Here is a 12,577-nt window from a genome sequence, read left to right on the forward strand (position 1 = left end):
ATTCACATGCTGTAACACCGACGGTCACGCCAAACATTCTAGGCACGTGAACAGAAGTTCATCGAATCGGCTCCTAAACATCCTGTAAAAAGCGGATCACGGCTTCTTCATTTGTCGAAACGCCCAGTTTCAAGCGCGCGTTTTTGATGTAAAGACGGATGCTCGCCTCGCTGAGCGACAATGTTTGCGCGATTGCCTTAGGTCGTTGACCCGCTGCGATTAGCTCAAACACTTGATGTTCGCGAACGCTGAGGCGGCGACGGGCCTTGACCTGATCGCTGGCCAGTCGACAGTTTTCGAATTTACGATGAGCAATCAAACAAAAGGTCTGCAACTGATCTGCCAAGGGCATGATACTACGTTCAAAGTCGTGGCGCTTTGCAGTATTGCCGATAGCGAACCCACCAAAGCGACCAGAGCCCTTAAGGCAACAGGGTATACCAAGGCCCGCATGCCAACCAAAACCGGAGACCGTAGCAATATAGTCGCGCGTCCGATCATCGACATACTGTTCGTGGATATCCAAGAACTCCATACCCAGTTTCGTGACCTCAAACGTAGCACAGCAATGGGCGACGAAGGGCTCCTCAAAAGAGGCGTCCGCGACACATGGCTTTGGCCATGCGTCAGGCAGATTGGACAAGACAAACCAGTCGGGAACCACGCCATCGTCGCGCACCACGTACATGACATGATCAATGCCATGTGCACCCATCGCCTGAACCACAACATCCCACGACGATACCAAGCTTTTTTGAAGTTCGAGCCTGTAGGCGGCCTCTAGAAATACGCTATTCATTTAAGATTGATATATCAATTTTGGCAAATTGAAAACGGTTCTCAATCTCTGATGGTGAAAGAGATTTTAACAAGAGAAACCGCGACATGAGATTTAGAGCCTATTCGTTGCGCCGATATACATATTTCATGATGGCGACCCTGTCCGTCGGTCTCGCTTATGCGAACATGGCGCAGGCCCAGCCCCAACAGGAGAGAGATTTCATGGTCGTTTTTGACGGCTCTGGTTCCATGTGGGGACAGATCGACGGCACAGCCAAAGTCGAGATCGCGCGGGACGTTTTTGCGGGCTTGTCCGAAGAGTGGCAAGCCAATGGACAGGCCGTTGGATTGATCGCTTATGGTCACCGCCGCAAAGGCGATTGCACCGATATTGAGGTCTTGGCGCTCCCTTCTGTCGAGGTCTCCGCGTCTTTGGCTCAGATTGTCGGGACGATCACTCCACGTGGTAAAACCCCCTTATCACAGGCGGTACGCATCGCGGCCCAAGAGATGGGCTACACCGAGAACGCAGCGACTGTGGTGCTGTTGTCCGATGGAATCGAGACCTGTGATCTAGACCCATGTGCCGTAGGGGCTGAGCTCGACCGCCTCGGGCTCGACTTTACGGCGCATGTTATCGGGTTCGATATCCGCGAAGAGACCGACAAGGCGCAATTGCAGTGTTTGGCGAACACGACGGGCGGCACCTATGTGGACGCGCGTGATGCCGCCACGCTCACCAGCGCCCTGACCGAAGTGACCGGCGGAAAAGAGCACGCCGCATCGAACGATCGGGATGCCGCCACAACAAAAGCGCACATCACGATTGCGGTTGCCGAAGGAACCGCGCGTCCCGCGACGGTCACCGTGTCCGCTGTGAATGCAGCGAGCGGGAAGACGCAGGATTTGGGCAGTCTGGAGGGGGCGGATCAGGTCATTGCTGGACTTGTCTTCGATCTACCTCAGGGCGACTGGATCTTTGCAGCCGCAGGCGACGGGGGCGCCGGTGAGATCGCGATCAGCCTTACGGATGCTGAGCACGAGGTTTCCATTCCCTTTGCAGCCAGCGATGCAGCCTTCGAGCTCATCGGCGCGGGTAGGTTTGCTGTCGATGGTACGATCGCGTTCCAACTGCGCAGTCTCGAACCTTTGCAACAAAATGCGACCTATAGCGTTCTGCTGCTGCCAAAGGGCGCTACGGCCTTTGAAGAGAATATTACGTTCACCTATCGCTTTGGCACCGACCCAGAAACAACAGAACATGCATTCTATCCGTGGGAGTTTGACCTGCCAGCTGGGGATTATGAGGTCGCGGTCATGGGCGACAGCTATGATCTTGGCGACCATTTGGGCCGGTTCCCTGTGCAGTTGGCCGAGACGCTTGAGGAGACCGCACCACAGGCCAGCGCCTCGTCAACCGACGACACGCCCCCCCCGCCCAGTTTCGCTTTTTCTCAGATCGCAGACCCTCTTAGCGCAGGCGTGCCACATGCGTTTGTGATCGAAGGGCCTGTTCAGACAGGGGATCAGGTGATGTTTATCGGCCTTGATGGGCAAGATACGCAGATCACCCCTGTGCCAGACACCGGTTTGGTTTCAGTGCCACCCCAGATCGCCGAGGGCACATTCCGTATTCAACTGGTGCGAGAAGACGGATCAGAGTTTCACCTTGGTGTGATCGACATTTTACCAGCTCAGGCGCAGGATATGGGCGATCATGCTGCGGGTGGGGAGCCTGCTGATACGATGTTCGGTACGGATGACCGCGCCTCTGAGGTAGCCCAGCAAGAGCTCAGCTTTGAGCCGTGGAAGACCTGTGATGCACAGACGCCTTGCCGTGTCGCAGATCGGCGTGTTGGGCTTGAATGGATGATGCCCGTCGGATGGACCAGTGATGAGCCGTTTTACTATACGACCGCCAGCGGCGCGCAGGCCGATCACCCAACGATGCATCTGGCACGCAACACAGCAGGCGCATTCACCGTCGCCCTCAATCCGCGGCAATGGGATGCTCAGCTTGGCCCATGTGAAGAGGTCGCATCAGGTCTGTTATGTCGCACGACCTCAGACGTGCTGCGCGATCAAACGGACTACGAGATGATCCGCAACAGCCTGAACGGTGACTTTCCCAAACCCGACGGCTGGTTGCCCATCGGGCGCACTTGGACCATCGAAGACCGGACATTGGGCGTCCGCGTCGGCTTGCTGAAATTGGACGAGCCGCAAAAACGGGCCGAGACCGTGATCGCCTCCGTTCGGTTGGACAACCCCGACCAATTTGGGTTGAGCGACAAAGGCATCGTGCAGACGGAATTGGGTCTGATTTGGGACAAAGACCTGATCGTGAATGCCATTGATGGTGAAATTCGCTTTGAGGACGGCGCTTTGTTTGTGCTTCTGGCCCGTCCTGGTGGGTGGGACGGCACGCAAGATGTCTGGGTCGGTCAAATTGTAAACCAAGCCAACCATCGCGCCGTTCTTGTGGACTTGTATTGAGGGCAAAGTTTATGAAAAACATCATATTTATCGCAGTATTGGCTGCGGTTTACCCTATGGCAGCACCCGCTCAGGGCGTCCCGCTATATATAGAAATCGACGGGCAGCTGGATTTCTCGGGCGACTATCTGAGCGACTCTGAAGTGACAATACTGTTGGGTGGAGAGCGCGCCGCTGATACCTTCGGCCCGCCTGAGTTCATCGCCAAAGATGTCCGGTCTGGAACGGCCGTGCCGGTTTGGGCGTCGATGCGGGATTACGAGTTTGTCCATGGTGGCGACGGCGTTCTCGAAAATCGGCACGATGATCTGACCTTTGACGAAAGCGATGCGCAAGCGCCTCAAGAGGACTTGGTGTTCGATGACAGCGACACGGACGACCTGCGCGAAGACCTCGATTTTACGGAACGCGGCGCGGATGACAGCGGCGATGACATGACCTTCACCGAAACTGATGCGCTCTCGGTGCCTGATATTTTTGACGGCACACAGCCGGATTTCCTTCAGCCCGCTCATGGCGTTTGGAGCATTGCTTTGACGCGCTCTGACGCCAGCGGTTGCCCGCCCGGCATTTCGGAATTGGCGACAGCACAGCTGGGAAAGACAGGCGCCAAAGATATTATTTTCAGTGAACCAGGATGGGTGCCCGCCGATCTCAATCCAGACTACGGGCGCTATTCTTGGACGACGGTTGGGACCAATGGCTTTCAGTCAGAACCTTACACCACTGGCCCACAGGCCGCAGGGTCGGGCGTTTCCTTGGTTGTCACTTTAGCGCTTAACGCAAAATCCGAAACGCAAATTGATGTCTGGGCGCAAATTCAAATGAACTTGGCACCAGCTTTCGCTGCGATGGTGCGCGGCTCAACAACCTGTCTGGCGACCATGACGGGCAGCTACACCAAGACCTGAAAGGACCTACCATGTTTCGCACTGTTTTGATGGCCGCTGGCCTGCTTGCCTCTTGCGCGCTTCCCGCTGTGGCCTGTGGGCCAAGCGCCGATGAACTTAAACTTTCGCTCATTGGAGACTGGCAGGTGTCTAACGGGTTTGGGACCTTGTCGATGAACGGGCATATCATGCCGCTTCCGTCCGGCAACAGCACCACGGCCAAGATTGTCCCCACGGAACTTGGCATAGCCATCACAGGCGGTGCAGCACCGGGGACGTATGAGGCGCAGTTTATTGAGGATGCGCGTTTTGTTATGGATGCCCCTAGCCGCACCATTCTCGAGCAAGGCGCAGCGTGGTTCGGCGAAGCGCCTGAGATTCTCACCGATGAAGAACTTACGATCGTTGCAGGATGCCGCGAAGGTCAAATGCTGCCGCAAATCCACGTGTCCGGCACCTTTAAGGACCCAGAAGGGCCAGTCAAATTCGACGTTTACCTCTTTGTGCTGAGTGAAACGAACATGTACGGGATCATGTCTGGTGATCTTTTATCGATGGGCGGCACCGCGAAACGCGTGACCAGATGGTCGCGCTAGGGGCGCATCTCGTTTTTTTCTTGAGCAGCGCCTTTTCTGTTATTGTCGCAAGTCAATCTATTGCTCCGCGCTTACATGCAAATCAGAGTTGCGGCACCCTAGCTAGGGTGGTCAACATCTGATGCGCGCATGAATGCTTTCGTCGTCGTCAAAATACCGCGTCGCACTCGCGGCGAACTTCTGCTTTCTGCGTATTAGGCCATCCTCGGCCTCGGCCCTCGCCCCTTCTCAGGAACAGTCTCCTCGACACACTCATCCCAGACATTATCCACTAGGTTCTTGCCTTAGGGTGATCTGACCAACGATGCACATCCAATGGCCTTGAATGTTAAGGATTCTCTATCTGAACCATGCTCGGCGCTCTAGTTTTCTGGGACTTGTACTCAGAGGCCTAGCAACTCGGGATCCCACGACTTGAGCTCCCTACTGAGGTCTCCCTATCCCTCTAAATACGCGACCTATCGATTATTCTTACCTATTGTGGAGGGTGGATAGCTCGAGGCGAGATTCTTCCCGAAGTGGGGCATAAACGGGGGCATTTCTTAGACCCAGGCTGGATCCAGCTGCTTGCTCGGATCGACCAACGAGACGTGCCTGGGGCGGTGGAAACACTGGCCACACATATTGATAACCATATGAATTTGTGTATTTTTATGAGATGCCGCGAACTCGTCAGCGCCAGTCAGTCCGTAAATTCCCAAACAAGCCAACAGATACATTGGCTTTTTCTGGCGCCCTACACTACGCGGAAAACATTGTTACGAACGCGCTGCGCCAACCTTCGAGGGCTTCAGAGTGTTTTGCAGCTTCAGAATCGAAGCGCATTTTTCCTGCCGATCACCCACGTTATTGGGAGCGGTGAGCGTGCAAATAAACCGGTGAAGCGCAAGTGGGATTCGATTTTATTCATCCGGCGACTAGCGTCCCCTACCCGCGCCATTGCTACCATCAAGGCATGAATTTCATCGGCTTCAGGATCAAATTGAACGGATTTGAGCGAACGCAAGCTTGGGAAATACCCTTCCTCCCCAGTCACTTCGCTCAACTTTGTTCCTCGGCCACTTGTCGCACAGCTGCATGCCAAAAAAATTCTGTCACATCACCGCTCCGATTTGCCAGGGAACAAACTCAACACCCCCAAAGCCAAGGTCTTCGCTTTTGGTTTTTTCGCCTGAGGCAATTCGAATGAGCGTCTCAAAAAGCTCTTCGCCCTTGGCCTCAATGCTGACCCCTTCAGTTACGATGTCGCCGCAGTTCAAATCCATGTCGTCAGCCATCCGATCATACATTTCTGAGTTCGTCGCAAGCTTAATGCATGGTGTCGGCTGATAGCCCGAGACCGAACCGCGCCCGGTGGTGAAAACGATCAGGTTGGCACCGGATGCGATCTGCCCAGTCACAGAACACGGGTCAAAACCCGGGCTGTCCATAAAGACAAACCCGTGTTTTTCTATTTTTTCTCCGAATTTGTACACATCTCGCAAAGGTGCCGTACCGCCTTTGGCCACAGCACCCAGCGACTTTTCAAGAATGGTCGTCAGTCCCCCTCGTTTATTTCCGGGGCTCGGGTTGTTGTCCATTTCACCGCCGTTACGCGATGTATAGTCTTCCCACCACCGAACCCGTTCGATCAACTTCTCACCTACTTCGACACTTTCAGCCCGGCGTGTCAGGAGATGCTCCGCGCCATATATTTCGGAGGTCTCGGAAAGGATCGTTGTTCCGCCATGACGCACCAACAGATCAGAAGCAAAACCAAGCGCAGGATTGGCCGTGATTCCAGAATATCCGTCCGATCCACCACATTGCATACCCACCGTAATTTCACTGATGGGAGCGGGACTGCGCGCGGCCTGATTGGCGTGTTCAGCAATGCCGCGCAACTCTTGCAGGCCTCGCTCAATCGTTCGTCGGGTCCCACCCTCATTTTGGATTGTCATATAGCGCAAGGTACCATCTGCCCGAATTGGACGCCCACCTACAAGATCTGCCACCTGCATGACTTCGCAACCAAGACCGATCAGTAGAATGCCACCAAAGTTCGGATGCTGTGCATAGCCCGACAACGTCCTGAAGAGCGTCGCATAGCCTTCATCCTTACCAGACATCCCACATCCGGTGCCGTGCACAATAGGCACAATACCATCGACGTTCGGAAAACCGTTGAGCAGGCCATCTTTCTCAGCGGCTTCTGCGATAAAGCGCGCCACCGAGCCCGAACAATTTACCGTGGTCAAAATCCCAATGTAGTTACGAGTTCCGACTCTTCCGTCGGCACGGACGTACCCCTGGAAAAGCTTTCTCGACGCGATTTCCTCCAACGGCGTATTGGAACACGCGTGCGCATAGTCCTGATGGTGATTGCCCATTCCTAGATTATGAACATGCACATGATCTCCCGGTAAAATGTCAGACTTCGCCTCTCCAATAATCTGGCCGTATCGGATCACATGTTGCCCGGTAGCGATCGGGGATGTGGCGATTTTCTGACCTCGTGTAACTGATTGCCGCAACGGTTCCGACAGACCGTCCACAAGGTCGCCGGCTTTAAGAGCCTGTAACGCAATGACTACGTTATCGGCCGGGCTCAGCTTCACAGCTTGGCGAAGAGCGAATTTCTGGGAGGATTTGTTGGTGTCTGTGGTCATGTCTTTTCCATCTGCTTGTTCTTTCGCTAGAGCCCACGACATCACTTGTCAACTAACATGTTAGAATGTTATTGTGCATCCATGAACTATGCAGATGAAATCGACGCCAGTTTATTGAGCGATATAAGGACCATCAAAGGTTCGCTCGGTCAGCGGGTTCATGAGGCAATCAAGACAGCAATTTTGACGTTGGATTTTCCGCCAGGCGCAAATTTGCGAAAGGCTCCGATCTGCGAGCGGCTTGGCGTCTCACGTGCGCCCGTGTCGGACGCGATCGCGCGTCTCGCCTCAGAAGGGTTGGTGGACGTCATTCCGCAATCCGGCACGCGGGTTTCTTACTTTTCGATGAGCGAAATTCGCGAAGGCGCATTCTTACGCGAAGCCTTGGAACTTTCGACAGCCTCCAAGGTGGCGCACGATCTAACAGAAGAACAGCGTCAGAAGTTGAGACGCAATCTGCGAATGCAGGAATTTTTGATACAAGACGGAGATAATGTAGGCTTCTACAAAGCTGACGAGGAGTTTCATGGCTTACTGATGGAATTCACTGGGTATGTCCGCTTGCTGAATTTTGCCCATTCCGTGTCGCTACAAGTTAATCGCGCACGGATTCTGCTTTTACCAACACCCGGTCGCGTTGCAGAAACACTTGAAGAACACCGGGCAATCTACGAGGCGATTTGTGAACGCGACGGTCCAGCGGCACAGGCAGCCATGCAACGCCATCTAGGACAGTTAATGCCACGCATCGAAGAGCTGGCTCTTGAACGCCCGCATCTTTTCAACAATCCCATGGCGACGACTAAGCAAGTGGGATGAATGCTTCCGAAAATGATACCGCTGAACTGTCCAACAGCTCGGCTAGTATAGTGCCCCCTATAGGCTTTGGCTAAGCACCTCCAGTAAACCTGTATAGAAACGTCAACGAAGAGGATTCATCAAATGCCCTCACAAAAGCCTATGATGCCGGCATCCAATGCTTTGACGCTTCGGCTGAATTTGGTTTGGGGGTCTCCAAAACTTGGTTTGGCAGCTCCGACATCCAGCTTTCGACTAAAATGGGCCGCCTTCTAAACAATCGACTGCGAGCCACATGAGGTCACGTCACAAGCCTTTTCAATGTTCCTCAAAAGCGGATTTTTTGATTTGACCAATGGCATTCATGAAATGTGAAAACACTTCCGAGCGAACCGTGGAAAATTGGCTTAGTGGAGGTCTTCATCGCAAAGGTGATCACTTTATCGAACGAATACTAAACTTGAAGGAATTCTCAGAAACCCTTCTGGGCCTATGTGACCGAGTTGCCGATTGCGCTTCATTGGAGCTTATGTATCTCCGAACCACATTGCTCGCATACTCACAACGGCAATAGAGAGAAGCTCGTCTCATACAACCCAAACAAAATTATTCTATCCTGAAAGCCTTTGAGATTGCACTGAAGAATGTATGAGGTAAACCTTGGTTTTAAGCTGGCGAGTTCCCCCACAAGTTACTGACCTATTTAACGATTTCTGAGATCCTCACCGTCAATACTCCTGAAGTGTGCACATTCACTGTAAATTTCAGTGTTTCCAGGCAATTTTAGGAGTTACTGGCTCCCTCAAGGCTGCCGCCAGCACAGTAACAATCTTGTATATCGGCAATAAAAACAAAAATGCTTTTCGCCAAATTGCTTGGCGCTGCGATCATGCAGGGCCTTCGCCAATGAGCACGTTGTGAACATGCTCTCCTAAAGTCGCCTTTTATCACAGATCTCACCAAAGTAATCCGCGATTGCGCAATTGCGTTTGGTGGCCCTTTGGGTGCCGCCTCTTGTGCAATTGTGCAGATCTTAATCTAATGAAAGTCGCGACTGGGGAACAGCCGTTTCGCCTGATCGCGCGGATGCATGGCGCGCGCCGGGTAGCGCGCGCTTTTCGGTGTGTCATCCGTACGCGAACCTTCAGTGGTTAAGGCCTCAGGCTGGGGATGGCCGAGTTCTGCAAGCTCATAAGACAAATCCTGAATGTCCTGCGCAATGAGATGCACAACAATACCTTCACGTTGGAGATGGCCTGTGACACGAAGGAGCCGCCCCCCCATCACAACCCGCTTGAAACGTTCGTAAACCTTCGGCCAGACAATCACATTGCTGACACCCGTTTCATCTTCAAGCGTAAGAAAGATCACGCCAGACGCCGTGCCAGGGCGTTGGCGCGTGATAACAAGGCCGCAGATGCTGTAATGCCCCAAAGGCACGTCTGATAGCGACGCATGCGTAATCAGCCCTGACAGAGACGGACGTAACAATTCCATAGGGTGGGCACGTAGGGTTAAACGGGTGGAAACGTAGTCTGCGACCACTTCTTCGCCCAAGTGCATATTGGGAAGCAGCACCTCAGGTTCTTGGATGGCTTCCCCATCGAGCGGATCGTTAAATAGTGGCAAAGGTTTAGGGCTTTGAATGGCTTTGACTTTCCAAAGCGCCGCCCGACGCGTAAGCCCCATATCTGAAAAGGCGTCCGCCTCTGCCAGCCGTGTCAAAACATCTGGCCGGATGCCGGCCCGCAACCACAGCGCCTCGGGGTCGGGGTAACCATTGCCACGCGCCCCTACAATCCAGCCTGCATCCTCTTCTTTGAAACCTTTGATCTGGCGAAACCCAAGCCGGAGGGCCAAAGCGCCATCTGGACGGCGTTCCAGTGTACTGTCCCATTCAGAGTGATTGATACATATCGGGCGCGTTTCCACCCCATGTTCGCGGATATCGCGCACGATCTGTGCAGGAGCGTAGAACCCCATAGGTTGAGAATTGAGCAGCGCACAGCCAAATATCGCCGGATGATGGCATTTTAGCCAAGCTGACACATAGGCCAACATGGCAAAGGCGGCCGCGTGGCTTTCGGGAAAGCCGTAATCGGCAAAGCCTTCGATTTGCCCAAAACACCGCTCAGCAATCTCAATGTCATAGCCGTTGTTGAGCATGCCTGCGATAAACTTGTCGCGATGTTTGCCAATTGTCCCCATGCGTCGAAACGATGCAAGGGACCGGCGCAAGTGATCCGCGTCTTCCGGCGTAAAACCCGCACCAACGACAGCAATCTGCAGAGCCTGTTCCTGAAAAAGCGGCACCCCCAAGGTGCGTTTTGTCACCTCTTCCAGCGCAGGGCCAAAAGGTTCAGGCGTCTCTAAACCACTGCGCCGACGGATGTAGGGTTGGACCATATCACCTTGGATGGGCCCCGGGCGCACAATGGCGACTTCTATGACCAGATCATAAAACTCTCGCGGCTTCATCCGCGGCAGGAAATTCATCTGCGCCCGGCTTTCCACTTGAAAAACGCCCACAGCATCCGCACGGCACAGCATATCATAGGTAGGCGTGTCTCCTTGCGGGATGGTGTCAATGCTGTGGGTGATCTGTTCGTGTTTCTGCATCAGGGCAAAGGTTTTTTGGATGCAACTCAGCATGCCGAGCCCGAGCACATCCACCTTAAGGATATGCAGCGCATCAATGTCATCTTTGTCCCAACAAATCACGGTACGATCGTCCATTGCGGCGTTTTCAATCGGCACCAACTCATCCAGCCGTCCGCGGGTGATGACAAAACCACCCACATGCTGCGAAAGATGCCTTGGAAAGCCGATAATTTCGCCGATCAAGCGCAGGGTTTGCATCAAGCGATGGTCATCGGGGTTGAGGCCAAGTTCACGCACACGGTCAAGATCCACGCCGCCGCTGCTCATGCCCCAAATTTGTCCGGACAGCCCTGCGGTCACATCTTGGCTCAGTCCCATGACCTTGCCGACCTCTCGGATAGCGGCGCGGGTCCGAAAATGGATGACCGTTGCACAAAGCCCGGCGCGGTGGCGGCCGTACTTCTGGTAAATCCACTGAATCACCTCTTCACGCCGCTCATGTTCAAAATCGACGTCAATGTCAGGCGGCTCACCCCGGTGTTTGGATACAAAACGTTCAAACACCATGGCGATCATGTCTGGGTGGACGTCGGTGATCCCCAAGAGATAACATAGGATCGAATTGGCCGCAGAACCGCGCCCCTGACACAAAATACCTTTGGATTTTGCAAATTGTACAATGTCATACACGGTCAGGAAATAGGCAGGAAATTCCAGTTCCTTGACCACAGCGAGTTCTTTGTTCATCAGCTGGACAGCCCTGTCTGGCGGACCATCAGGATAGCGGTGTTTCAGACCTTCGTTGACCAAACGCTCTAGACGCATTTGCGGGGTTTCACTGTCCGTGCTTTCATGTGGGTATTCATAAGACAGCTCGCTTAAATCAAAGCTGCATTTGTCTGCGATCTCACGTGTCCGGGAGAGGGCCGCCGGGTGGTTATGAAAGACGCGCGCCATATCGGCACCTGCCTTTAGGCGGCGCTCACCATTGGATAGGGCGTGGGTGCCGATTTGGTCGATGGTGATGTTTTTGCGCATGCAGGTCAGTACATCAGCAAGCTGGCGGCGGTTGGCGCGGTGCATAAGTACATCCCCAATGGCCACCATCGGCGCGCAAACCCTTTGGGCCACGAGCGCACAAGCCGCCAGATAGGCCTGATCACTGCCATCATAAGGTGGCACTGCACCCAAAAACACATTGTGAGGGAAATGCCGGCCAACCGTTTGTATGTCGGCGACGGCGCGCTTTAGTCCCTTCTGTGGCAGGGCAATCAAGATCATGTCTTTACATGCAGGGATCATGTCTTTGACATAGAGGGTGCAGTCGCCTTTTCCCGCCCGACGTTTCCCTAAAGTAAGCAAAGATGTAAGGCGCCCGTACGCTGCTCGATCGCGGGGTAAGACTAACCACTCTACGGTACTATCTGCAAGCACAAGGCGGCAGCCAACGATGAGTTTTGGCAGCTGTTGCATCACTGGTTTTTGCAAAGCATGGCTCTCACCACATACTTGGCGAGACGAGGCGTCCAACTGTTGTTCAGATCGGATGTGCACCACCTCCCGTGTCTCAAGGCGGAGCTGCTTTAAGGCGCTCCAGGCGCGCACAACGCCAGCCAGCGAGTTCCGATCAGTGATGGCGATGCCGGTTAGGCCAAGCTCTGCGGCGCGCACGATGAGCTCTTCCGGGTGGGAAGCCCCGGTGAGGAATGTGAAATTAGTGGTGACACTAAGCTCCGCATACTCAAGATTCTGGTATCGAATTGGCATC

At 54.0% G+C, this 12,577-nt stretch carries 8 protein-coding genes; 4 read left to right on the forward strand and 4 right to left on the reverse strand.

From position 1 onward, the window contains the following. Positions 1-73 precede the first annotated feature (73 nt). On the reverse strand, positions 74-799 hold the full coding sequence (locus ABWV47_RS04490) for a helix-turn-helix transcriptional regulator (protein ID WP_353308744.1): 726 nt from the start codon (positions 797-799) through the stop codon (positions 74-76). An 86-nt stretch (positions 800-885) separates the two neighbouring features. Between ABWV47_RS04490 and ABWV47_RS04495 the strand changes: the two genes are divergently transcribed. Genes ABWV47_RS04495 through ABWV47_RS04505 form a run of 3 tightly spaced genes read left to right on the forward strand, consistent with a single transcriptional unit; the run spans position 886 to position 4,762 of the window. Then, positions 886-3,276: a vWA domain-containing protein gene (locus tag ABWV47_RS04495; protein WP_353308747.1), complete on the forward strand. Its 2,391-nt coding sequence runs from the start codon at positions 886-888 to the stop codon at positions 3,274-3,276. Positions 3,277-3,287: 11 nt separating this feature from the next. Continuing rightward, on the forward strand, positions 3,288-4,187 hold the full coding sequence (locus tag ABWV47_RS04500; RefSeq protein WP_353308750.1) for a hypothetical protein: 900 nt from the start codon (positions 3,288-3,290) through the stop codon (positions 4,185-4,187). Positions 4,188-4,198: 11 nt separating this feature from the next. Then, positions 4,199-4,762 carry a hypothetical protein gene (locus ABWV47_RS04505; RefSeq protein WP_353308753.1) on the forward strand — a complete coding sequence of 188 codons (564 nt, stop codon included), beginning with the start codon at positions 4,199-4,201 and terminating at the stop codon, positions 4,760-4,762. A gap of 808 nt (positions 4,763-5,570) precedes the next feature. Here the strand turns inward: ABWV47_RS04505 and ABWV47_RS04510 are convergent. Beyond that, positions 5,571-5,807, reverse strand: a complete 237-nt coding sequence (locus ABWV47_RS04510) for a hypothetical protein (protein ID WP_353308756.1) — start codon at positions 5,805-5,807, stop codon at positions 5,571-5,573. A 49-nt stretch (positions 5,808-5,856) separates the two neighbouring features. Then, on the reverse strand, positions 5,857-7,410 hold the full coding sequence (locus ABWV47_RS04515) for a UxaA family hydrolase (protein WP_353308759.1): 1,554 nt from the start codon (positions 7,408-7,410) through the stop codon (positions 5,857-5,859). A gap of 81 nt (positions 7,411-7,491) precedes the next feature. On the opposite strand from ABWV47_RS04515, the gene ABWV47_RS04520 reads away from it, so the two are divergent. Then, complete coding sequence (locus tag ABWV47_RS04520) at positions 7,492-8,229, forward strand: GntR family transcriptional regulator (protein WP_353308762.1); 738 nt, start codon at positions 7,492-7,494, stop codon at positions 8,227-8,229. Between the two features lie 1,017 nt (positions 8,230-9,246). Here ABWV47_RS04520 and ABWV47_RS04525 read toward each other — a convergent pair. Beyond that, complete coding sequence (locus tag ABWV47_RS04525) at positions 9,247-12,576, reverse strand: error-prone DNA polymerase (RefSeq protein WP_353309588.1); 3,330 nt, start codon at positions 12,574-12,576, stop codon at positions 9,247-9,249. Position 12,577: the final 1 nt, after the last annotated feature.

This window comes from Shimia sp. NS0008-38b (assembly GCF_040370365.1).
Classification (GTDB): Bacteria; Pseudomonadota; Alphaproteobacteria; order Rhodobacterales; family Rhodobacteraceae; genus Shimia.